22 protein-coding genes are annotated in these 21,543 nt (G+C 65.6%); 6 read left to right on the forward strand and 16 right to left on the reverse strand.

Annotation, left to right across the window (positions count from 1 at the left end):
* Positions 1 to 41 precede the first annotated feature (41 nt).
* Positions 42 to 1,232 (forward strand): xylose isomerase, encoded by a 1,191-nt coding sequence (xylA, locus tag ACLMAJ_RS12830; RefSeq protein ID WP_412013845.1) that lies wholly within the window; start codon positions 42 to 44, stop codon positions 1,230 to 1,232.
* Between the two features lie 18 nt (positions 1,233 to 1,250).
* On the opposite strand, the gene galK is transcribed toward xylA, so the two are convergent.
* Both galK and galT read right to left on the reverse strand, forming a co-directional pair.
* Positions 1,251 to 2,408, reverse strand: coding sequence for a galactokinase (gene galK, locus ACLMAJ_RS12835; RefSeq protein ID WP_479725032.1), 1,158 nt, complete (start codon positions 2,406 to 2,408; stop codon positions 1,251 to 1,253).
* Positions 2,405 to 3,472, reverse strand: a complete 1,068-nt coding sequence (galT, locus tag ACLMAJ_RS12840) for a galactose-1-phosphate uridylyltransferase (protein ID WP_412014076.1) — start codon at positions 3,470 to 3,472, stop codon at positions 2,405 to 2,407. The genes galK and galT overlap by 4 nt, the downstream gene beginning before the upstream one ends.
* A 159-nt stretch (positions 3,473 to 3,631) precedes the next feature.
* On the opposite strand from galT, the gene ACLMAJ_RS12845 reads away from it, so the two are divergent.
* A complete protein-coding gene (locus ACLMAJ_RS12845; RefSeq protein WP_412013846.1) occupies positions 3,632 to 4,630 on the forward strand; it encodes an AurF N-oxygenase family protein in 999 nt (332 codons plus the stop codon).
* A gap of 7 nt (positions 4,631 to 4,637) precedes the next feature.
* Here the strand turns inward: ACLMAJ_RS12845 and ACLMAJ_RS12850 are convergent, their stop codons facing one another.
* Positions 4,638 to 5,372, reverse strand: a complete 735-nt coding sequence (locus tag ACLMAJ_RS12850) for a TetR/AcrR family transcriptional regulator (RefSeq protein WP_412013847.1) — start codon at positions 5,370 to 5,372, stop codon at positions 4,638 to 4,640.
* A 201-nt stretch (positions 5,373 to 5,573) separates the two neighbouring features.
* On the opposite strand from ACLMAJ_RS12850, the gene ACLMAJ_RS12855 reads away from it, so the two are divergent.
* The gene (locus ACLMAJ_RS12855) at positions 5,574 to 6,335 is read left to right on the forward strand and encodes an LGFP repeat-containing protein (RefSeq protein WP_412013848.1); all 762 of its coding nucleotides are present in this window, start codon (positions 5,574 to 5,576) and stop codon (positions 6,333 to 6,335) included.
* A gap of 18 nt (positions 6,336 to 6,353) precedes the next feature.
* On the opposite strand, the gene ACLMAJ_RS12860 is transcribed toward ACLMAJ_RS12855, so the two are convergent.
* The 3 genes from ACLMAJ_RS12860 to ACLMAJ_RS12870 form a co-directional block, all read right to left on the reverse strand.
* Positions 6,354 to 6,680, reverse strand: coding sequence for a hypothetical protein (locus ACLMAJ_RS12860; RefSeq protein ID WP_412013849.1), 327 nt, complete (start codon positions 6,678 to 6,680; stop codon positions 6,354 to 6,356).
* Between the two features lie 230 nt (positions 6,681 to 6,910).
* Positions 6,911 to 7,114 carry a hypothetical protein gene (locus tag ACLMAJ_RS12865; protein WP_412013850.1) on the reverse strand — a complete coding sequence of 68 codons (204 nt, stop codon included), beginning with the start codon at positions 7,112 to 7,114 and terminating at the stop codon, positions 6,911 to 6,913.
* A gap of 5 nt (positions 7,115 to 7,119) precedes the next feature.
* Positions 7,120 to 8,052 (reverse strand): AraC family transcriptional regulator, encoded by a 933-nt coding sequence (locus ACLMAJ_RS12870; protein WP_412013851.1) that lies wholly within the window; start codon positions 8,050 to 8,052, stop codon positions 7,120 to 7,122.
* Between the two features lie 85 nt (positions 8,053 to 8,137).
* On the opposite strand from ACLMAJ_RS12870, the gene ACLMAJ_RS12875 reads away from it, so the two are divergent.
* The gene (locus tag ACLMAJ_RS12875) at positions 8,138 to 8,767 is read left to right on the forward strand and encodes a peroxiredoxin-like family protein (protein ID WP_412013852.1); all 630 of its coding nucleotides are present in this window, start codon (positions 8,138 to 8,140) and stop codon (positions 8,765 to 8,767) included.
* A gap of 21 nt (positions 8,768 to 8,788) precedes the next feature.
* On the opposite strand, the gene ACLMAJ_RS12880 is transcribed toward ACLMAJ_RS12875, so the two are convergent.
* From ACLMAJ_RS12880 to ACLMAJ_RS12915, 8 genes are all read right to left on the reverse strand, one after another.
* The gene (locus tag ACLMAJ_RS12880) at positions 8,789 to 9,439 is read right to left on the reverse strand and encodes a YdcF family protein (protein ID WP_412013853.1); all 651 of its coding nucleotides are present in this window, start codon (positions 9,437 to 9,439) and stop codon (positions 8,789 to 8,791) included.
* 1,112 nt (positions 9,440 to 10,551) lie between these two features.
* Complete coding sequence (locus tag ACLMAJ_RS12885) at positions 10,552 to 11,499, reverse strand: ABC transporter substrate-binding protein (protein WP_412013854.1); 948 nt, start codon at positions 11,497 to 11,499, stop codon at positions 10,552 to 10,554.
* A 13-nt stretch (positions 11,500 to 11,512) separates the two neighbouring features.
* The gene (locus ACLMAJ_RS12890; RefSeq protein ID WP_412013855.1) at positions 11,513 to 12,682 is read right to left on the reverse strand and encodes an LLM class flavin-dependent oxidoreductase; all 1,170 of its coding nucleotides are present in this window, start codon (positions 12,680 to 12,682) and stop codon (positions 11,513 to 11,515) included.
* A complete protein-coding gene (locus tag ACLMAJ_RS12895; RefSeq protein WP_412013856.1) occupies positions 12,679 to 13,776 on the reverse strand; it encodes an LLM class flavin-dependent oxidoreductase in 1,098 nt (365 codons plus the stop codon). The genes ACLMAJ_RS12890 and ACLMAJ_RS12895 overlap by 4 nt, the downstream gene beginning before the upstream one ends.
* Positions 13,773 to 14,798, reverse strand: coding sequence for an ABC transporter substrate-binding protein (locus ACLMAJ_RS12900; protein WP_412013857.1), 1,026 nt, complete (start codon positions 14,796 to 14,798; stop codon positions 13,773 to 13,775). The genes ACLMAJ_RS12895 and ACLMAJ_RS12900 overlap by 4 nt, the downstream gene beginning before the upstream one ends.
* A gap of 97 nt (positions 14,799 to 14,895) precedes the next feature.
* Complete coding sequence (locus ACLMAJ_RS12905) at positions 14,896 to 15,771, reverse strand: ABC transporter ATP-binding protein (RefSeq protein ID WP_412013858.1); 876 nt, start codon at positions 15,769 to 15,771, stop codon at positions 14,896 to 14,898.
* Positions 15,768 to 16,598 (reverse strand): ABC transporter permease, encoded by an 831-nt coding sequence (locus ACLMAJ_RS12910; RefSeq protein WP_412013859.1) that lies wholly within the window; start codon positions 16,596 to 16,598, stop codon positions 15,768 to 15,770. The genes ACLMAJ_RS12905 and ACLMAJ_RS12910 overlap by 4 nt, the downstream gene beginning before the upstream one ends.
* 1 nt (position 16,599) lies before the next feature.
* Positions 16,600 to 17,640 (reverse strand): NrtA/SsuA/CpmA family ABC transporter substrate-binding protein, encoded by a 1,041-nt coding sequence (locus ACLMAJ_RS12915; RefSeq protein ID WP_412013860.1) that lies wholly within the window; start codon positions 17,638 to 17,640, stop codon positions 16,600 to 16,602.
* A gap of 244 nt (positions 17,641 to 17,884) precedes the next feature.
* Between ACLMAJ_RS12915 and ACLMAJ_RS12920 the strand changes: the two genes are divergently transcribed.
* Positions 17,885 to 18,688, forward strand: a complete 804-nt coding sequence (locus ACLMAJ_RS12920; RefSeq protein ID WP_412013861.1) for an IclR family transcriptional regulator — start codon at positions 17,885 to 17,887, stop codon at positions 18,686 to 18,688.
* Between the two features lie 60 nt (positions 18,689 to 18,748).
* Entirely contained in the window at positions 18,749 to 20,164 is a 1,416-nt protein-coding gene (locus ACLMAJ_RS12925; RefSeq protein ID WP_412013863.1) for an MDR family MFS transporter, read from the forward strand.
* 239 nt (positions 20,165 to 20,403) lie between these two features.
* Here the strand turns inward: ACLMAJ_RS12925 and ACLMAJ_RS12930 are convergent, their stop codons facing one another.
* Together ACLMAJ_RS12930 and ACLMAJ_RS12935 are read right to left on the reverse strand one after the other, a co-directional pair.
* Entirely contained in the window at positions 20,404 to 21,168 is a 765-nt protein-coding gene (locus tag ACLMAJ_RS12930) for a hypothetical protein (protein WP_412013864.1), read from the reverse strand.
* Entirely contained in the window at positions 21,165 to 21,374 is a 210-nt protein-coding gene (locus ACLMAJ_RS12935; RefSeq protein WP_412013865.1) for a hypothetical protein, read from the reverse strand. The genes ACLMAJ_RS12930 and ACLMAJ_RS12935 overlap by 4 nt, the downstream gene beginning before the upstream one ends.
* Between the last annotated feature and the right edge of the window lie 169 nt (positions 21,375 to 21,543).

The raw sequence follows: 21,543 nt of genomic DNA on the forward strand, positions 1-21,543 counted from the left end.
TGTGATTGGGTCACTGTATAGACAAAATTGGGAGGCATCGCATGACCCGTCAACCCATCCCCGAGGACAAGTTCTCGTTCGGCCTGTGGACGGTCGGCTGGACGGGGACCGACCCCTTCGGCGTTTCCACCCGGCCCACACTCCCGCCGTGGGAGTACGCCGAACGGCTCGCGGAACTCGGTGCTTGGGGAATCACCTTCCACGACAACGACGTCTTCGCCTTCGACGCCGACGAAGCCACCAAGCAACGTTCGGTCGGACGTCTCACCGAGGCCGCGGATCGGGCGGGCCTGACTATCGAAATGGTCACCACCAATACTTTCAGCCATCCGGTTTTCAAAGACGGCGGCCTGACGTCCAACGACCGATCGATCCGGCGCTTCGGATTGCGCAAGATCCTGTCCGCGGTCGATCTCGCCGCACAGGTCGGCGCCTCCACGTTCGTGATGTGGGGCGGCAGGGAGGGCAGCGAGTACGACGGATCCAAAGATCTCTTCGCGGCGCTCGAACGCTACCGGGAGGGGTTGGATACCGTCGCCGGATACATCAAGTCGCAGGGCTACGACCTTCGTATCGCCCTCGAGCCCAAGCCCAACGAGCCACGCGGCGACATTTTCTTACCCACCGTAGGACACGCCCTTGCCCTCATCGCGGAACTGGACCACGGCGATATCGTCGGCGTCAACCCGGAGACCGGCCACGAGCAGATGGCCAACCTCAACTACACCCACGCCATCGCCCAGGCGCTGTGGAGCGGCAAACTGTTCCACATCGACCTCAATGGGCAGCGTGGCCTGAAGTACGACCAGGATCTGGTTTTCGGTCACGGCGATCTGGTATCCGCGTTCTTCACCGTCGACCTGCTGGAGAACGGGTTTCCGGGCTATCCGGAGGGCCCACGCTATACCGGGCCGCGGCATTTCGATTACAAACCGTCCCGGACCGAGCACATGACCGGCGTGTGGGAGTCGGCGAAGGCATGTATGGCGACCTACCTGATGCTTTCCGACAAGGCGCGCGCCTTCCGGGCCGACCGACGAGTTCAGGATGCGATGGCCTATGCCGGAGTACTCGATCTGGCTCGGCCCACCCTCGACGACGATGAGTCGATCGAGGTATTCCGCTCGTCCGACGACGATTTCGATCCGGACAAGGCCGCCGAACGGGACTTCGGTTTCGTCCGCCTCCAGCAGTTGGCGCTCGAGCATTTGATCGGCGAGGCGCGACCATGACGTCGGCGCTCGCTGCGGTCACGTCATTCGGCGTGCCCCCGCGGACGGCACCGCGACGAAGGTTCTCGGCGCGGCGAAACCCGATGCGCGGAATCGGTTCTCGATCGCGTCCACCGCGAGTCGAGTGCGGTCGGTGTCGGTGATGGCGATGATGCTGCCCCCGAATCCGCCGCCGACCATCCGTGCACCGTACGCACCGGCGGTCAGGGCAACCTCGACCGCGGCGTCGAGTTGTGGGGTGGAGATTTCGAAATCGTCACGCAGGGAGGCGTGCCCGGCGATGAGTACCGGACCGATATCGCGCGGATCACCGGCGCGGCGCAGCATGTCGACCACTGTCAACGCGCGGTCGTTCTCGGTCACGATATGGCGCGCCCGTCGCCGCAGCACCGGGTCGTCGAGCTTGTCGAGCGCGGCGAGGTCGGTGATGTCGCTCAGCGAGGCCACACCCAGCATCGTGGCCGCCTGGTCGCACTCTGCGCGGCGGTCGCCGTAGCCGCCGTCGGCGAGCCGGTGTGGGGTGTTGGTATCGACCACCAGCAATTCCAGCCCGGCCGCGGCCAGATCGAACGGCACCTGTGCGTGCTGATCGGCGCCGAAATCGAGGAATAACGCGTGCCCGGCGGTGCACAGTATGGACGCGCTTTGGTCGAGAGTGCCGGTCGGCACGCCGACGTAGTTGTTCTCGGCCGTCCTGGCGATATCGATCAACTCGGCGTCGGTGACCGGCAGCGCGAACAGGTCACGCAGCGCGACCGCCACCGCACATTCCAGTGCCGCGGAAGACGACAATCCGGCGCCCACCGGCACCGCGCCGTCCAAGGCGAGCGTGACTCCGGAGATCGAGTGTCCGCGGCGGAGGTATTCGTGCACGACCCCGAACGGATACCGGGCCCAAGCGGGCATTTTCGCGTCCGCGAGCCCCGCGACGGGTATCTCGATCCGCTCATCGGGACGCTGCCGTGAGGTCACCCGTGCCAGCCCGTCGGCGGTCGTGTCCGCCGCACACGTCACGGTGTGCGGCAGCGCGATGGGCAACGCGTAGCCGCCGTTGTAGTCGGTATGCTCGCCGATGATGTTGACCCGGCCCGGCGCGGCCCACACTCCACCGCGCGATCGCGGCGCTCGACTCGCGCGTTGGTGCGGGGTTACCGTTGCCCGGACCGGCTCGTTCACCGAACCTCCCGTAATTCGGCCGCGACAGTCTCGGGCGTGGTGTCGCTGATGAATACCTGCATGCCCGACTCAGAGCCCGCCAGATATTTCAGCTTCCCGGCCGCGCGCCGGATCGAGAACAACTGTAGGTGCAGCCACCAATCATCGCGTGGCACCCCGGATTTCGGAGTCGGGGCCTGGTTCCACGCGGCGATGTAGGGCATCGGAGTGTCGAATCGATGGGCGAAGCGCCGCAGCAGATCCAGATACAGCTGCGCGAACGCGTCGCGTTGCGCGTCGTCGAGTTCCGGGATGTCGGCTACGCGTCGATGCGGGTACAGCGCCACCTCGTATGGCCAGCGCGCGAACGGGGGTACGAACGCCGTCCACTCCTCGTTTGCCGCGACGACCCGGATTCCGGCCGACCGTTCGGCAGCAAGTAGATCACCGAACAGGTTGCTGCCGTGCGCTTTCCGATGTTTCGCGACGTTCGCCGAGATTGCTGCCACCCGAGGGGTGACGAACGGATAGGCATAGATCTGCCCGTGCGGATGCGACAGCGTCACCCCGATCTCCTCGCCGTGGTTCTCGAAGCAGAACACCTGCCCGATATCGTCGAGGGCGGCCAGTTCCGCGGTGCGGTGCGCCCACACGTCCACCACCAGCCGCGCCCGCCGCTGATCCAGCCGCGCGAACGACGAATCGTGGGTGCTGGTGAAACACACCACCTCACAGCGGCCGAATCCGTCGCGCAGCGGCGTGAGCGGTGAACCCTCCTCCCTCGCAGGAAGATTCGCGTGAATGGTAGACAACGAGGGAAATCTGTTCTCGAAAACCACCACCTGGTAGTCGGATTCGGGGATCTCGGTGGCCCGTAGCGGTGTAGAGGGACACAGCGGGCACAGATCCGCCGGTGGTAGGAAGGTGCGGGTCTGCCGATGCGAGGCGAGCACCACCCATTCGCCGAGCAGTGGATCGAACCGCGCCTGCGAATGCGTGGTCGTCGACGGCAGATCGCGAGTGTCGGTCGCGGTGCGCGACACCGGGCCGGTGTCGAAGTACAGGATCTCCCTGCCATCGGCCAGCCTGCCCCGGGTCGTGATCACCGCGCCACGCTATCCCGCGATCGTGCGGGAACGCCGTTCCGACACGTCTGAGCGGCTGGCTGTCAGGGTATTTACTGGGACGGCAAGTCTCGGTAAATTATCCATAGAGAGATGTACGCCACACACGAGGAGACACCGATGACGCTGTCAGCTTCGCCGCCCCACGGAACTCGCAAGCAGGACTACCGCGAGGTCCTACAGACGTTGTCGGAGGGATCGGTCACCAGGAATTTCGATCCGTACCTCGATATCGATTGGGAAGGACCGGATTTCGCGATCGACCCACAGGACCCGCGGTGGATACTCTCACCCGAGATCGACCCGCTCGGCGCCACCGAGTGGTACCGGAAGTTGCCGGTGGCCAGGCAGATCGAGATCGGGAGATGGCGGGTAGCCAACACGATCAAGGTCGGCGCCGCCTTCGAGAGCATCCTGATCCGCGGCCTTATGCAATACATCATGAAGCTGCCCAACGGGTCTCCGGAGTTCCGCTACTGCCTGCACGAGATGACCGAAGAGTGCAACCACATCCAGATGTTCCAGGAGCTGGTCAACCGGATCGGGGTGGACGTGCCAGGGATGCGGCCGCTCTTTCGTGCGCTGTCGCCGTTCGTCGGTGTCGCGGGTGGTTACGCGCACGTCATCCTGGTCATCGGCATCCTCGGCGGCGAGGAACCGATCGACCATTACCAGAAGGCGCTGATTCGGCAGGGCGGAAACCTGCCGCCCGCGGTGTTGCGCACGATGGAGATCCACATCGCCGAGGAAGCACGGCATATTTCGTTCGCCAACGAGTTCCTCCGGGCACACATCGTGAAGATGAATCCGGCCTCGACCGCGGCGTGCGCACTGGCGTTCCCGCTCGCGATGCGCTGGCTCGCAGGCGAAATAATGACGCCACCAAGGTCTTTCGCCACGAAGTTCGACATTCCGCGCGAAGTGATCAAAGAAGCGTTCTGGCGCAGCCCGCAGGCCCGCAAGATCCTGACCGGCTACTTCGGCGACATGCGCTCGCTAGCCGACGAACTCGGGTTGATGAATCCGGTGACTCGACGATTGTGGAAGATGCTGCACATCGACGGCGAGGCCTCGCGCTATCGCAGCGAGCCGCAGCGCCGGGTGGCCGGCGCGGGTTGATCGACCGTCACGAATCGGTCGCAGTGGTGAACCCGGCGATTACCGCGGTCAATTCGTTGTCCGGATCGACAACGAGCCCGATCGACCGCGCCGCACCATCGAGCACATACCAGGCGAATGCGGCCAGGTCGGCCACGATCTCCGCACGCGATCTCGTCGGCCGCGGCTCCCGGATCCAGGTGGCGAGCACGCCCTCGACCATCGTCACCACCGCGAAGGGAACCGACGCGAATGGCGCGGGGTCGGCACCGATCACCTGACCGATCGAGGCGATCAACTCCTGGGCGGTGTGGGACATGCGCAGCTTCAGACTGCTCACCGCATCGATGCTCGGATCGCCGGTATGGGTGGGGCCCGTCCGCGCGAATTCGACCAGGCGCGGGTGGTCGGACATCCAGTCCGCGACGGCACGAATCGTGCGGGTGAGAATCTCACGCACCGAACCGTCGGACACATCGAGTTTCGCATCGAGCACCCGAGCGAAGTCGTCGACCAAATAGGACCGGATTCGGCGTTCCAACTCCTCACGACCGCTGAACTGCCGATAGACCACCGATTTGGCGAGCCCGGCCCGCTTCGCGATGAGATGAACCGGCACGTCGGTGCCCGCCGAGCTCTCCTCGAGCAGCGCGACGGCGGCCTGTAGAATCAGCGTCTGCCGCTCGGAATTATGCCGCACCCAGCGGGCGTCGTAGCCGCTGATCGCCTCTGGCGTCCGCGGCGGCGACGAAGCGATCGACATGCCAGGCAGTCTACTCAGCAGTCGGCCGCGACCTGGCACGATAGCGGCATCAGGGTCGGCGCATACGAGGCATAGAACTGAGCATGGCTAACGACTACCGCTCAGGTGCCGATAGAGATGTGTCGAGTACCCGACGACGTCGCGCCAGCCGGCACACGTTGCTGTCCCGTAATCGAATATCACCTGGTCAGGGAGTTTCTTTTGACACGGCTAGCTCGCAAGAATCGCATGCCCGTACCGCGTAACCGCAGCGCGCTGATCACGGCCGCCACGGTGGGCGTGTTGTTGGCCACTGTCGTCGCCACCGACACCGCGGCAGCCCGGCCGATCGGCCCGTTCGATGTGGGTGGGTTGATCGAAGTCGAATACGACCAAGCCGGTGGCCCCGGCGTCCTCGGCGATCCCGTCACGCCGGAATCCGACGCCGGGCACGGTGGCCGTTATCAGGAGTTCGATCGCAGCGCCTCCATCTACTGGCACCCCGATGTCGGTGCGCACCAGGTCGGGGGCCCCATCCGGAACAAGTGGGGCAGCCTCGGCTGGGAAAACGGCCAGCTCGGCTACCCCGTCACCCGCGAGGAATCCACCCCTGGTCAATCCGGCCGCTACAACCATTTCCAGGGCGGCTCCATCTATTGGTCGCTCGGCACCGACGCACACCAGATCAGCGGCTCCATTCGCGATAAGTGGGGGTCGTACGGATGGGAGAACAGCCCACTGGGCTTCCCCATCACCGACGAAATCAAAGGTGCCAAGAACGGCCGCCACAACCTCTTCGGCGGCGGTGCGATCTACTGGTCCCCCACCACCGGAGCCCATGCCGTCTGGGGATCCATCCGTATGACCTGGGAGGGCTCCGGCGTCGAAGCTGGCCGGTTCGGCTATCCCACCAGCGACGAATACGACTACGAAGGTGGCAAAGCCCAGGACTTCCAAGGCGGACGCATCACCTGGCGCCCCTGACCTTCCCCCGGCCTGTCGTCAGCACCAGCTCGCGCGGGGAGGACACACCGTCCAGCCGCTGCCGTCGGGCCGCACCATCTGAGTCCAGCTCTGGGATCCAGAGTGCCGTGCGGTGAGGTTTTCGGGCGGGTGCACCCGGTTCTGTCGCTGGTGGTACTGGCGCAGGTTCTCCCGATGCTCGTTCTGCCATAGCGGATTGGTGTCGAAGTGGTTGTAGCCGTAAGGGTCGATCCTGTGCATGCCGGTCGTGTCGGCGTGGCCGTTGGTATTACGGCCGCTGCTCGTGTGATCCGAGCGCGCGCCGGGGTCAGCTGTCGCGACTCCGGAGACAGCCATTGTTCCCACGGCGAAAGCACCGGCGATCAATGTGACCGTTTTCGCCCTCACTCTGCCTCGCGCGCGATGGGTCGTCTCGAGTCTCGCGGGCAGTGCACGTCTCTTCATGGCCCCTTTGCCTCCCTACTCCGATGTGCTCTGGTCGCTGATCCGACCGCAGCCATCTACTGAGTTGAATAGTAGATGATGAACCTGAGAGGTTTCAGCATGAACAAAAAACGCCCAATAGCGGCCATCGATCACGTAGTCGAGTAGTAGATTTCGCACATCCAGCACCGAGGGAAGGCTTGGGAAAGGCGGTGCCGAACGGGCGCATCGCCGCACGCGAGCCACGAGAAGGACGGCGCGCAGCGATCGAGCCAGTCCGCGAAGTCGAGGAACTGTTCGAGGTCGAACCGGTCCGGTTCGAGCAGGTCGATCGACGGGCAGGACTTGGCCATCATGCCGATCAACTGCGGGCGCGGTCCTCGGATCGGTGGGACAGTCGGTAGCTGGCGGGCGATTCACCATGGGCGCGCTTGAACGCCCGCGAGAACGAAAACTCGGATAGGTAGCCGACGCTGCGGCCTATCGCGGCAACGGAGTTGGCGGAATCGCGCAGGCGCCGGGCCGCAAGTTCGAGCCGCCACCGGGCGAGGTATGCCAGCGGTGGTTCGCCGACCAGTGCGGTGAATCGCCGTGCCAAGGTCGCACGGGAGACGCCGACCGCGCCTGCCAATTCCTCGACCGTCCAGGGGTGGGCAGGCCGTTGGTGCATCAGCGCCATGACTGCGGAGATCTCGGGATCGCGCAGCGCCGCGAGCCAGGACGCGCCCGCCTCCGCCCGTGTCGCGGTCCAGACGCGCAACACCTGAACGAACACGACGTCGACCAGCCGATCGGTAATCGTCTGCGCCCCTGGCCGTTCGTCGTCGAGCTCGGTGGCAAGCATGCGCAGGGTATTGGCCAAGTCTCGGTGATCCGGCGACCGACCTGCCGGAATATGCACGAGCGCCGGGAGCATCCGCAGCACAGGATGCGACGGGAAGGCGTCGTATCGGTAGGCGCCGCAGATGATCTGCGTTTCGGAACCGGTGCCGTCGATGCGAATGGTCCGCCGCCCGGCCCCTGCTTCGACCTCCGCTGCGGGGTGCAAAGCAACCCCGGGAGCACTGGACAGCGCATGTCCGACTCCCGTTGGCAGCAGTACGAAATCGCCTCCCCCGAGCTGCACCGGCTCAGCCCCTTGCCTACTCAGCCAGCAGCTGCCCTGTACGACCGCATGGAAGGTCGCTTTCGGCATCGCATCCATCCGCACAGCCCATGGCGCCGCCGCGGTCAGGTGCGCGGTCACCGCCCCACCGAGCTTGGTCGCCGCAAGCACATCGGCCAACACATCCATAGCACTCAGGATATGAGACGCTCGGCTATCAATCGGCGAGTCACGGCAATGGGGTCGAAACCCAAACCGCCGTACCGTGATTCACATGATCAATAGCTATTCTGAGCAGCGCGTTATCCTTCGAGAACAGTTCAGTGCCCGGGTACCGGCCGAGGTCGTCGCACGCATCGACGCCCACGCCGAAACACTCACAGAGCTCGGGCAGAAGTCGGTGAACCTCGGTGCTACCGCACCCGACTTCACGCTGCCGGACGCGACCGGAGCGAAGTTCACACTGTCCACCGCGTTGCGGGCCGGCCCGGTAGTCCTGTCCTTCTACCGCGGCGGTTGGTGCCCCTACTGCAATCTGGAGCTCCGCCTGCTCCAAGCCGCGCTGCCGGAGTTCCGAACTCGCGGAGCGCGACTGGTGGCGATCGCACCGGAGTCACCGAACGGTTCGCTGAGCACTACCGAGAACAATGCGCTCGAATTCGACGCCCTGTCCGACCAGGACAACGAGACCGCCCGTGCCTACGGTCTGGTGTTCACCGTCGATGAAGGTATCCGTGACATCTTCCTCGCCGGCGGGACTGACCTGTCTGCCACCGGCTGGCAGCTCCCGATCACCGCGACCTACGTCCTGCGCACCGACGGCACGATCACCTACGCCCACCGCAACGGCGACTTCCGTGAGCGGGCGGAGGTCTCCGCCCTGCTCGCGGCGCTCGATGCGTAGTCCCGAGCACGCGGACGCCGGCTAGGTCGCCAACAGCCACGCGACCCTGGACGCTTGTTCGGGCGTGACCGCGCCGACCACATTCACGCCGGCTTCGCGGAAATTGCGGACGGCGCGCACGACATGGTTGGCCGAGGTGACCACCACGGCGTCTTGCGCACCGATTTCGCGGATGATCCGTGCCGAGTTGTCGGCGTTGTCGATGGTCGATTCCGCGTCGTGGTCCAGGTGGACGCGATATTCCGGGATGCCGTGGCAGATAAACCAATCCGCCATCGCCGACGCCTCGGTGACGCCGTTGTGCGGGTTGCCGCCGCTGACAATGATCGGCGAGGCGGGGGCCAGCACGGCCTGCACATATCCGGCCCGTAGTCGTTCGACGAGTTCGGGCCGCATCGCACCGTCGGGTAGCAGACCGTAGCCGAGCACAACAACCGCGGTACCCGGGCCACGAGGCATCGGCAGGGGGGCCGAGAAAGAACCACCGTCCATCGACCCCGCCGATCCGGATGAGCCTGCCGACCCGGTGGGGTCCGCGGCCGCGAGGGGCAGGTTGATCAGGGTCACCGCGATGGCGAGCGCCCCGAACAGCACACGAAATGTTCCTGAGCCGAACAATCGAAGCGAGAACAGAAACTTCATCGAATCCACGCATACGGGCGGAACCTTCATTCGCTCCCCTTCGCACTTGCGTTCGCCTGAATTACCGAGCCCTCGTCGCCGATAGCTGTCACGCGATAAACACGTTCGAAGAACACGCGGGTACGCCGCCGGAGGAGCCGAGTGAATGACCTCCGACGGCAACATCATGCTGATACGCGGCGAAGCAAAACCGCGTGCATCCTCGGCCGGATAAACCGGCATGGAGGCGGTGGACCACAACCGAATCAAATGATCCGGACGGCCTCCGACTAGATCTTCGAATCGGTCGCACCGAAGGGTTTACCTACCGGTCACAGCCCACGCGATCTCTTTCGCACCAGACGACACCATGCCATAGAAATTCGCTGATACCCGCTGGCCACGCCGCATACATGCAGGCCAGAGTTGCGAGGGTGCGGGAACGTTGCCGTCGAGCCGCTCCGCGTCGTCGGTCGGCACAGGTTGGCAATAATATCGCCGCCACTGTCGAATAAGCAGCGACATCCGACCATCTGGATATAGGACCGACAAGTTTCGACGCATGCACCAACGCGGTCTGACCCGGGCCGACCGAACTCGCTAGCTCAGGCCGCAAATAGGTCGACTGGAATCGGCTGACGCAAATCAACCTTGATCGACTGAATGGTCCGAATAATCGAGAGTCGTCTCGGAAACCCATGGGCGAGGCCGGAATTGCTCACGGCCACGGCTCGGAAGGCTGGACGATATCGAAGTGCGCCCGCTGGAACCTTCACCACCACCGGGGTTCTTCTGCCTGCGGACCAAGGGTGCCAGGATCCGTCGAACCAGCGAGCCAATACCGGGCGGCGGGCCACGAGCGCGCCGTCGCGTGGAACTTCCTCCTCGTGCACCCAGTCATCGATATGCAGCAGCTTGCCCCGCGACCTGTGCCAGCAGTTCCTCGGGGTCCATGGCTGCCTCCTCGCCACGTTCTGCCGATCGAGGCTACCGATCAGCGATCCCCAAGCTATGACGCCGATACCGACCGAACACGAGTACCGACTACTCGAATCCCGCTGACCTCGGGCCGGTACCCGCACGCGATCCTGAGCTCAGCCCTACTGAAGCCGGTGCCGTGGTGGGGCGTTGATCTTGCGCCACACCACGACCGGCTCGGCAATTCAGACGGCTACGCTCGTCTTCGTCGCTTCGACGACATCGCCGATCCACGGCAGCACTGCCTCGCGGACCTGCACGGTACCCGGCAGCAATCCGTTGGCCACCAACAGATCTGCCGCATGCTGCTGCTCGTCGAGGAACTCCTCGGTGATGGCGTTGACACCGAACGGCCTACCGCGCAATGCGGCCTCCCACGCGTCGAGGTCCGCGGAGCCCCCGCGCGCGACGATGTCATCGACGAAGTACTGAGCTGCCGCGCGCGGGTTCGCCGCGATCCAGGCGTCGGACTCCTGTAGCGCCGCGATGATGGCTTCGAGTGCGGCGCGATTGTCCACGGCGAAATCGCGCCGGGTGAACCACAGCGACGGATGACTGAACAGCGACTCGGTGTCGACCAGTGTTCGCAGTTCGGTGGCGGCTTCCACGGCCGTCAGTCCCGGGTACGCCCCGACCCACGCGTCGAGGTCACCTGCGAGCAGCGCGTGACCGCCATCGCGCACATCGGTGTCGACAGGCTCGATGTCCGACCAGCTCAGTCCCGCTTTCTCCAGTGCGAACAGCAGCAGGGTCGTCTGCCAGGAGCCGTGTGCGATGCCGACGCGTTTGCCTTTCAGGTCGGCTACCGTCTCGATGCCGCTGTCAGCCGCGGCCACGAGCCTGCCGTTCTCCACCCTGGGGCCGGAGATACCGACGTAGACGAGGTCGCGGCCATTGGCCAGTCCGGTCACCGGCGGGGTGAAGCCGGTGCCGATGAAGTCGTAGCCGTCCTCGGTGAACAGCTGATCCGAGTGCAGCGAGGGCAGACCCACCTTCGGGTCGACTCGCTCCGCATGCGGAAGGGCGCGCAGATCGACCCATTCCACCTCGGGCAGCAGACGTTCCAGAATGCCGCGATGGCGAAGGACGAACAGTGAATTGTTGTGCGGGAAATAGCCGACACGGATGGACATGAATGCTCCTGAACTATTGGACGAGGGTGAGAGACGGTGCGGGGTCGGGTGCGGTGAGCCGGGACCTGCCGAGCAGCGGGAGGACCTCCTCGCCGACCCGATATGCCTCCTCGAGGTGCGGGTTGCCCGCGAGGATGAAGGCGTCGACACCTAGGTCGATCAGCTCGTCGAGGCGCTGTGCGACCTGCTCGTAGCTGCCGACGAGACCGAAAGCGGGGCCGCCGCGGATGAGGCTGAAGCCACACCACACGTTGGGCTGCACCTCGAGATCGCGGTAGCCGGTGATGGTTTCGGGCACCCAACCGGTGATGCGCGCCGCGCCGACGGAATCGCCTTGCGCGGCCCGGTTGGCGGCATCGCGGTCGACGAAGGCCCAGCCCTTCTCGATCTCCGCCCATGCCGCCTCCTCGGTGTGCCGGGCGACGATATCGATGCGAACCGCGAACTTCGGTGTGCGGCCGGTGGTTTCGGCGTGCGCTCGGACGCCGTCGAACTTCGCGCGCAGGTCTGCGTAGGGCTCGAGCCAGGACAGGTAGTAGTCGGCATGTCGTCCCGCAGCCCGAACGGCGGCACCGGAGGAACCCGAGAAGTACACCTCGGGAAACGGTTGACCGGCCAGTCCCGGCGGCAGCGCGGCCGCTTCGGTGGTGAAGAACCGCCCATCGTGATCGTAGGGTTCGCCGTCCCATACGCCTCGAAGAACATCGAGGAACTCACTGGTGCGTGCGTACCTGTCGTCGTGGGAAACCTTGTCGCCCCACCACAATTGAGCGGGACCGCCGCCACCACTGATGATGTTGTAGACCAGCCTGCCGCCGGTCGCGCGCTGTAAGCTCGCCGACATTCTGGCCGCCTGCACCGGGTGCAGGAAGCCCGGCTGGAAGGCGACCATGAACCGGTAGGTGGTGGTCTCCCTCGCCAATGCGGCGGACACCGCCCACGGGTCGTCGGTGACCGGGAACGACGGCAGCAGTCCGCCGAGAAATCCGGCCGACTCCGAGGCCTTGGCGACGGCGGCCATATGGTCGATATAGCCGTAGCCGTCGAGTTCGCCATCGCGGATGGCGGGCGCGATATTGCCTGGACCGTAGCCATTGGCGTGGCCACGGTTATAGCGGCGCGGGGTGCGCAGCGATGCGTGGTCGCCCTCCATGCCGATGCGCCAATAGACGTCGATGCTCATGCCGTTGCCTCCTCGGCGGCCAGGATGCGTCCGGTCGGGTCGACGAGATGCAGTAGGTGTTCGCCGGTGCGGTGCAGTTCCTCGATGTGCGGGTGGCCGGAAAGCACGAAGGTCTCGATGCCCGCGTCTATATAGTCCGAGAGTCGTTGCGCCACTTGTTCGTAGCTGCCGACGAGGCCGATCGATTGCGGATAACCGAGTTCGGCGAAGCCCGCCCAGCGACCGTCGCCGAATTCCAAGTCGAGCGCTGGGGGCGCACCATGCACCTCGGCCCACTGGCGGCGCGCCCGTGCCCACGCTTCCTGTTCGGTTTCCCTGGCGATGATGGGCAATTCGAGTCCGACGCGCACCGACCGACGCGCTGCGGCCGCGCGTTCACGCAGCTGTGCCACTGTGGCGGCGATCCCCTCGGGGGTCTCGGTGAACACGTGCACATCGCCGTGTCGCGCCGAGAGGTCGATGGCCTGCGGCGAGGTGCCGGACAGGTACACGGTCGGGAACGGTAGCCCGGAAAGAATGCCGCGGAAGCCGCCGTCGATCACGTCGTAGTGATCACCGGCGAAGTCGAACCCGGTGCCCGTGAAACCCGCACCAGGAATGGGGGTGTCGTTCCACACGCCGCGCGCGACGGTCAGGAACTCCGCGGCCCGCGCATAGCGATCGTCGCCGGTGACCCGGTCACCGCGCGCTCGGGCGTCGGCCGCGTCGGTCTCCACCGCGATCCGCCATGCCAGCCTGCCGTGCGAAATGCGTTGCAGGGTGGTCGACACCTTCGCCGCGTACACCGGAGTGCCGAAGGCGGGCTGGAATTCGACGACGACCCGCGCATGCCTGGTGGCGCGCAGCGCACCGCCGGTCACGATCCACGATTCCTCGCCGAGCGGGTCATACGGTGCGAGCACCCCGTCGAGCCCGGACAGCTCGGCGGCGTGCACGACCTGGTGCAGGTCATCGAAGGGACCGAACCTGCCCTGCCGCACATCGGTGGCCTCGGTGACCGCTACCGGTGCGCCGAAGCCGCCCCGGTTGCGCCGCCTCGGTTCGGCGCGTCGGCCGTCGCCACGGGCGGGCAGCCGCCACAGGAACTCCGTCACGCGGGCACCTTCCCCGACTCGACGAGCTCACGCGCGCGCTCCAACGGCTCACGCGCAACCCAGGATTCGAGAGCGAAGTCGGCGGCAAGAAAGCCGTGGGTGTACAGGAACTGCTGCTGGACGCCGATCAGCTCTACCCGCTCATCGGACAGCGACGGATGCAGATTCTGGTGGAAGTTCGCACCATAGGCGGCAACGACTCCCTCAGGGCCGGACAGGGTTTCGCGCTGCAATACTTCTCGCACACCGTCGAGATTGCCCGCGGCCCAGTCCGCGGCGCGCAGGCTCTGCGCGAGGAAACCGATGACCACCTCGGGTCGCGACTCCAGCAGATCGGCATGCACGGTGATCGGACGCGGGGTGCCGTTGTTCACGCGCAGCCGCTTGCTCTCGGTCGCGTCCAGATCCACCGCGACTCGCAGCCCGTTCTCCGCGGCCACCTCCTGCGCCCGTGCGCCCTTGACGTAGATCGCGTCCACCTCGCCGCGCAGCAGATCCTCGACGCCCCAGGTCGTGGTGCGGCGCTCGGACTGGGTTACGGTGCGCACCTGCGGGTTTCGTTCGACGGCCACCTCGACGGCGATCACGTCGGCGAGGGTGAGACCGCCGAGGCGCAGCGCGTTGGCGAAGCCGTGCAGCGCCATCGCGCGGGGGAAGCTGCGCGCCTGGTCCTGCGCCCAGGCGGGGATGCCCACTCGCAACCCGGCCAGCTCGGCGGGTGTCGACACCGGGGAATCGGGACCGACCAGGATCGCCTGCGCCTCGTCGATCCAGGTCAGCCCGATCAGCCGAGTCGGCGAGCCCTGTGCGCGTGCCGCGATGGCGGGCACATTGCCGCCCTCGCGGACCAGGCTCGACAGGTCGTGCAGGAAGTGATGCGCGGCCAGTTCCGGTCCCGCGTCCTGTAGGACGCCGAATTCCAGCCCGGCCTGCGCGGCGGTGTCACCCAGCCAGCCGAGGCTGTGCGCGAGTCCGCTGGCGGTCGGTACGGGGCAGCGGGTGTACCACAGTGTTTCGGTCATCGAACGCTCCTGAAGATGCGAAGGTGTCAGCGGTAGGCGTTGGGGCGTGTGCGCACACAAAGGGTGTGCGGTATCTGGCGAGGGCAGACGAGCACGGTCACGGGGCACTGCGTGCGGGGCGCGGAGCGGAAGCCGAGACACTCGGTGGTCCGACGCCGAGCTGCGCGAGGAATTCCGCTTGGTAGCGGATGCTTTCGGGGTCCGTGCGATCGCGAGGGCGTGCGAGGTCGATGTTCACGTCGACGGCGAAACTGCCACGGTCGAGGATGAGCACCCGGTCGGCCAGTCGAATGGCCTCGTCGACATCGTGGGTCACCATGAGAACAGCCGGGCGATGCCTGGCAACCAGATCGCCGACGAGGTCCTGCATTTGTAGCCGAGTCAGCGCATCCAGCGCGGCGAACGGCTCGTCGAGCAGCAGCAATTCGGGTTCACGGACCAGCGCGCGAGCCAATGCCGCCCGCTGCGCCTCGCCGCCGGAGAGGGTTGCGGGCCACTGGCGTGCCTTGTCCTCGAGGTTCACCTCGGCCAATGCCCGCAGACCGGCTTCCCGATTCTGACGCGAACGCCGCTGGCCGACAATCACATTGGCCAGCACCCGCTTCGATGGAATCAGCCGCGGTTCCTGGTAGACGGTGGTGCGCCTGCGAGGTACCAGCACCTTCCCCGCATCCGGCGTTTCGAGTCCGGTGAGCAACCGCAGCAGTGTGGTCTTTCCGGTGCCACTGGGCCCGAGCAGCACCACGAACTCGCCGCGGTGAATGGTCAGGTCGACTCCGTCGAGAATGGTCTTGTCGCCGAATGATTTCCGAAGCCCGGTGATCGACACCGCGATCGGATCATCGCTATTCGAGGCATCGACATGCGTAGCGGCGGGTTCCGTGCGCCGCACCGCGATCGCTTCAGTCGCTGACTCGTGGCCGATGCCAGCCGAATGCTCCAGTGACTGCGTGGTTTCCGTGGTAGCCGTCATCGGATCGCCACCTGCTTGCGCCATGGCATCGCGAATTTCTCGATGATCCGCACCAGTCCGTCGAACGCCAGACCGAGAAACGCGTAGAGCACGACGCACAGCACCATGTAATCGGTGCGGTTGTACTCCTGGGCCAGCGTCACCAGATACCCGACACCTTCTCTGGTGCCGACCTGCTCGGCCGCGATGAGTCCGGTGATGCTGATGGACAGGCATACCCGCAGCGCCATCAGGATCCCGGGCAGCGCCGAGGGCAGAACCACCTCGAGTACCAGGCTCGGACCACGCAACCCGAAACCGCGTGCGGCCTCGACCATTTTGCGATCCACATTGCGGACACCGAGATAGGTGTAGGCGTACATGGGCGCGACGGTGGCCACGGCTATCAACAGCACCTTGTACAGCTCGTCGATCCCGAACCAGGCGATGAACAGCGGTACCAGCGCGAGGAACGGCACCGCGCGTACGATCTGCATCGTCGAATCGAGGAGTTCCTCACCGAGGCTCGACAATCCGGCGAGCAAACCGAGCACCAGTCCGACGGTCACGCCGATCCCGACGCCCAGCGCGGCGCGCACGAACGAGGCGACTGCGAAGTCCACCAACTGCCCACTGTCGAGCAGCTCGACGAAGGCCGTCCACACTTTGGGTGGTCCAGCGAGCACCTGTTCGGAGACGGCGCCGGTGGCCGAGCCGATCCACCACACGGCGAAGATCAGTGCGGGCAGCAGGAGGCGCAGCGGGAGGGAAAGCCATGTCGGCCTGCGCCGTTCGACACGGCTGCGTGGTGCGGCGAGCACGGGGTCTGCCACGGTGATCACGGCCATGTCAGCTATCCGCCTTGATGGCCCGCAGCTGCTCCGGCGTGAGCTTCGAGCGCAGGTCATAGAAGATGTCCTCGGCGATGATCTTGCGGGTGATCACACCGTTTCCGAAGAATTGGTCCACCACATCCGACAGGTCGGTCGCATCCGATGACGAGGGCAGCCGCGGCACCGTTGCCTCACCGCCGACGCGCACGGCATCGGTCAGCCGCGGACCCGACAGCGCGCGGGGGCCGGACTTCTCGAAGACATTCTCGAACTCGGCGGGGTTGGCGTGCTGCTGTGCGGTAAGTCCTTGCAGCACTTCGAGATACTTGGCGGCGACATCGGGATGCTTGTCGAGCACCTCGGTGCGGAACACGACCACCGAGTTGTCCTTCGAACCGATGCTCTGCTCGGTCGCGATCTCGATACCGCCGTTGGCCTTGGCTTCCTGATAGGGCACCAGGAACGACGCCCAGGCATCGACCTTTCCGGTGGCGAACGCCGACGCGGCGTCCTTCTGCTGCAAGGGAACCCTGGTCACCTTGTCGGCCGGGATACCGGCCTGCGCAAGGGCTTTGAGCAGGATGTACTCGCCCTTCGCCGCCGGATTCACCGCGACGCGCTTGCCGACCAGGTCGGCGACCGAGCGCACACCGGAGGCCGGCGCGGCGATGATGCCGCTCTGGTCCTTGCCCGCCGGATCCTGCACCGCGACGATCCGCACACCGACGTCCTTGGACAACGCACCGACCACCGGACTGAAGGCCGCACCGGAGACGTCGAGTTCCTTGGTGTTGAACAGCTTCAGCATGGAGCTGAAGCCCGGTGTGGTGTTGACCCACTCGATCTTCGCGCCGAGCGGTGCGAGTGCCGCGTCGAAGGTTCCGTCCCGCTTACCTATCGCGATCGGCCCGGAGTTACCCGGGTCGACGACTTTGAGCACAAGGGACGACCTACCGTCGCCGTCGCCGTCGGAGCCGGAACCACACGCGGCGACGAGGGCGACGAGGGGGACGATCGCGAACGCGATGCGTATGAGAGCTTGCCGCCTGCGGGACATCGTGGAGACTCCTGTTCCGGATTGTCGATCAATGCCCTCGCAGAGTAGGGACCAGAGGCGGTACTCGACGAGGTAAAGCCTTCCAAGGATTGGAAAGCTTGACATATCGCGTTCCGTGGACTTGTCCGTCGCGATGCTGCCGAAACACCATGCTGTCGACCCGTGATGGTGGTGACCCGAGTAACCGATGTGTCCCTACCTCAGCCTCGAAAGAGTGCGCTTTCCAAATAATGGAAAGCGACTGATGAACCGGCCGCACCGGCCGTGTTACCGTCGCACCGTGGAAGCCTCCGGAGTGCAGACCGTCGCCCGCGCCCTGTCGGTATTGGACTGTTTCCGCGGCGGCGAGGAGCGCGGCGTCTCGGAGGTCGCGCGCCGGCAGGGACTGGCCGTCAGCACTACCCACCGCCTGCTCGCCGCTCTGGTGCAGGCGGGTTTCCTGGAGAAGGACAGCGAATCGAGCCGGTATCGCATGGGCGGCGCGCTCGCCGAATACGGGCAGATCGCCTACCGGCAGCATCGGATCTATCTGGCCGAACCATTTCTGGAGCAGCTGGCAAACACGACCGGAGCCAGCGCGTCGGTGGCGACCAGGCACGGCATCCATGCCGTACTACTGGGCACCAGCCGGTGGCGTGAGACCGATGGACACGAGCTACAGGGTGTGCGGCTGCCCCTGCATGCGAGCGCGCTCGGCAAAGCACTGCTGGCGTGGTCGACGGTCACCGACGACGAATTGCACACACTCCCTTACGAAGAGGGCACCGAACGCTCGGTGTCCGGCCCCGCCGAACTGCGCGAGGAACTGACCGCGACCCGCGAGCGTGGCCACGCCTACAACGACGAGGAACTCGATCCCGGCTTCCGCACCATCGGGCTGCCGCTCATCGACCCCGAGGGCCGCTGCCGCTTCGCCCTCGGCCTGCGCGGCCCGACTACCCTGATGATTCCCGAGCGGGTGCCGTTCTTTGTCGAACTGGCCAAGGTGACCGCGGCGGAGATCGCCGCGAAGTTCGCCACACCCGGAAATATTTCCGTGCGGGAATAACTGGAACCACGATACGTTCGTCCGAGGTGGTTGGTCGAACGAGCGAGAGGGGGCCGCCCGGTGGCGACCGAGACAGTGGAGCCGTCCGTCGGTTTCCGATCCGAACGAGGCCCTATCCTCGGCGCGCTGATGCTGGCGACGGCGCTGGTCGCACTGGATTCGACGATCATCGCCACCGCGGTGATCACCATCACGAGCAACCTCGGCGGCTTCAATCAGTTCCCCTGGCTTTTCTCGATCTACTTACTCGCACAAGCGGTTACGGTCCCGGTATACGGAAAATTAGCTGATACCGTTGGGCGAAGACCGGTGATCCTATTCGGAATCGCGGTGTTCGCGCTCGGCTCGTTGCTCTGCGGACTCGCGACGAGCATGATCGGGCTGATCATCTTTCGCGCGGTACAGGGCATCGGCGCGGGCGCGATCCAACCCATGACCATGACGATCGCCGGCGATCTGTACACACTGTCCGAGCGCGCCAAGGTACAGGGCTACCTGGCCAGCGTGTGGGCGATGTCGTCGGTTCTCGGCCCGTTGATCGGCGGAGTGTTCTCCGAGTACGTCAGCTGGCGCTGGATCTTCCTGATCAATCTGCCGCTGGCCGCACTGGCCGCGTGGATGCTGCTGCGCAGCTTCACCGAGAGCGCGCCGCGCCGGCGCGAACAGCGCATCGACTACCTCGGCGCGGGCCTGCTCACCGTCGGCGCGGGTGCGCTCATCCTCGGCCTGCTCGAGGGTGGTCAGGCCTGGGAATGGGCCTCCCCGACCAGCATCGCCATCTTCATCGGCGGCGCGCTGATGCTGGCGCTGTTCGGCTTTGTCGAGCGGCGCGCCCAGAACCCGATCCTGCCGCTGTGGGTGTTCACCCGACGAGTGATCGTGGCAAGCAGCCTGGTGTCGCTGCTCGTCGGCGCCATCCTGCTCGGATTGACCTCATACGTACCGACTTTCGCCCAGGGCGTGCTCGGCACCGGCGCCCTCGTGGCCGGTCTGACTGTCGGTGCGCTGACTCTCGGCTGGCCGCTGGCCGCCTCCCAGGCCGGAAAGGTGTACCTGCGGGTCGGCTTTCGCTCCACCGCGCTGATCGGCAGCACCCTGGCCACCCTCGGGGCCGCCTCGGCACTGTTGATCGATGAGGGCTCCACGCTCATCCAGATCGCCGCTTCGTGTTTCGTGATCGGCATCGGGATGGGGCTGGTCGCCACGCCCACCTTGATCGCGGCGCAGAGCAGCGCCGAGTGGAGCGAACGCGGCGTCGTCACCTCGACGAATATGTTCGCGCGGTCCATCGGCAGTGCGGTGGGCGTCGCGGTATTCGGTGCGATCGTCAACTCCCACATCGGCGATACCGACCATCCCGCCCCCGCGGCACTGTCCTCGGCGGTACACCTGGTTTTCGTGGCGGTCGCGGTGATGGCCCTGGTCATGGTGGTCGCCGCCGCCATGATGCCGAGCCGGGGCACGAACCCGGCTTGACCCCTCGCCTCGACGACTTCCACTCCCCGTTATTGTACTGAGTTTTGTCGCAAATGCCGGTACAACCAAGGTCACGGTTTCGGAGTCGATGGGTGGCATCGGGCTCACCCCGATCTATAGCGACGCCAAGGTTCGCCAGGTGCAGGAAGTGCGGCTCGACGCGCTCGAGGCGGCTGCCGAAAAGCCCTGAGGTTCAGGCAGATTCGCGCGCATAGAGCCTTGTGGCATCGGGCTCCCTGTTACGAAGCCGAACGGCGGCCGTCGATCTCGGCCAGCGCCCGGTCGCGTTGGTCCGGCGGCAACTGCTCCGCCGCGGCGCGTACCGCCTCGACGGCGGCGTCCGACAGCACAGCAAGGGTCGGCCGATACTCCGACCACAGATCATGTTCGGCTGCGGCCATCAGCATTTCGGTGAGCTTCGAGGCGGAGGCCAGGCCGACGAACCGCTCCAGATGCTCGGCATCGTCGACCCAGTAGGCCGAACGGACCAGGCCGACGCCGTCGAGGGATGCTTCGGCGGCGCGTGCCGCGTCGTCGGAGATCGTGGCGACCAGATCACCAAGCGTGATCCAATCCTGGCGTGCGGCAAGCACTTCGGCGACAGCGACCACGATCGTGGCGGACAACCGGGCGATCATGGGTGCCGATCGGCGTGCATCGAGGTACGCCGCGACCTCGGCAAGGAAGTCGGCGGGCAACCGTCTGGCGACGTCCACGGCGTGCGACGCATCGAGTACTTCCGAGGTCTTCGCCGCGAACAGCGCGTTGCGGGTGCGCGTCACCAGTTTCGCGATGATCGAGGTCGGAATCACCTTGCTCGCGGCGACGACGCGACGCAGGCCCTCGGACTGACTCTCGAAGAACAGGTCGGCCACCTGGAGTCGGAAGGCGCGAAGGTCCGAGTCGGGCACCTCGTCGAGATAGGTCAGCTGATCGGCAGGAACACCGAGCGTCCGTGCGAGTTTGATCAGCTGGGGGTTCACCATGGTATCGGCGCCGCTCACAGTCCGGCTGCCTTCTTGACCGCGCCGCGCAGCAATCGCGGCATGAAGTCCAGCAGTGACATCGCCGCCGCGCCGAGATCCTCGCTCTGTTTGCGCCCCGCTCGCACCACCAATGCGGCGAGTTCGGCCTGCACGTCTTCGGGCAACGCGGCGATCCCGGCGGGCAGGTCGCCGGGCACCAACTCTGCGAGCGTCTTGGTTGTCATCCATACCTCCATACGACAGTGGAGATCCCAGTGGATCGCGATCGCACGCCGTCACCGATCTCGGCGGTACCGATAGCGCCCGGCTACAGCTCACAATGCTTTCTACATGATCAGCAGCGAACAGCTCCGACGCAACGCGAGCGCCACGATCTCCGGCGAACGCGCCGCC

The sequence above is a fragment of the Nocardia arseniciresistens genome, from assembly GCF_046764875.1.
Lineage (GTDB): Bacteria > Actinomycetota > Actinomycetes > Mycobacteriales > Mycobacteriaceae > Nocardia > Nocardia arseniciresistens.

What these genes read in the sequence shown, in the direction of transcription:
- ACLMAJ_RS12885 (WP_412013854.1), bottom strand. Translation starts at nt 11,499, where the DNA reads ATGTCCATCCGTGTCGGCTATTTCCCGCACAACAATTCACTGTTCGTC.
- ACLMAJ_RS12920 (WP_412013861.1), top strand. Translation starts at nt 17,885, where the DNA reads ATGAACCGGCCGCACCGGCCGTGTTACCGTCGCACCGTGGAAGCCTCC.
- ACLMAJ_RS12870 (WP_412013851.1), bottom strand. Translation starts at nt 8,052, where the DNA reads ATGGATGTGTTGGCCGATGTGCTTGCGGCGACCAAGCTCGGTGGGGCG.
- xylA (WP_412013845.1), top strand. Translation starts at nt 42, where the DNA reads ATGACCCGTCAACCCATCCCCGAGGACAAGTTCTCGTTCGGCCTGTGG.
- ACLMAJ_RS12845 (WP_412013846.1), top strand. Translation starts at nt 3,632, where the DNA reads ATGACGCTGTCAGCTTCGCCGCCCCACGGAACTCGCAAGCAGGACTAC.
- ACLMAJ_RS12900 (WP_412013857.1), bottom strand. Translation starts at nt 14,798, where the DNA reads ATGACCGAAACACTGTGGTACACCCGCTGCCCCGTACCGACCGCCAGC.
- ACLMAJ_RS12910 (WP_412013859.1), bottom strand. Translation starts at nt 16,598, where the DNA reads ATGGCCGTGATCACCGTGGCAGACCCCGTGCTCGCCGCACCACGCAGC.
- ACLMAJ_RS12905 (WP_412013858.1), bottom strand. Translation starts at nt 15,771, where the DNA reads ATGACGGCTACCACGGAAACCACGCAGTCACTGGAGCATTCGGCTGGC.
- ACLMAJ_RS12850 (WP_412013847.1), bottom strand. Translation starts at nt 5,372, where the DNA reads ATGTCGATCGCTTCGTCGCCGCCGCGGACGCCAGAGGCGATCAGCGGC.
- ACLMAJ_RS12875 (WP_412013852.1), top strand. Translation starts at nt 8,138, where the DNA reads ATGATCAATAGCTATTCTGAGCAGCGCGTTATCCTTCGAGAACAGTTC.
- ACLMAJ_RS12890 (WP_412013855.1), bottom strand. Translation starts at nt 12,682, where the DNA reads ATGAGCATCGACGTCTATTGGCGCATCGGCATGGAGGGCGACCACGCA.
- ACLMAJ_RS12915 (WP_412013860.1), bottom strand. Translation starts at nt 17,640, where the DNA reads ATGTCCCGCAGGCGGCAAGCTCTCATACGCATCGCGTTCGCGATCGTC.
- ACLMAJ_RS12935 (WP_412013865.1), bottom strand. Translation starts at nt 21,374, where the DNA reads ATGACAACCAAGACGCTCGCAGAGTTGGTGCCCGGCGACCTGCCCGCC.
- ACLMAJ_RS12865 (WP_412013850.1), bottom strand. Translation starts at nt 7,114, where the DNA reads ATGATGGCCAAGTCCTGCCCGTCGATCGACCTGCTCGAACCGGACCGG.
- ACLMAJ_RS12880 (WP_412013853.1), bottom strand. Translation starts at nt 9,439, where the DNA reads ATGAAGGTTCCGCCCGTATGCGTGGATTCGATGAAGTTTCTGTTCTCG.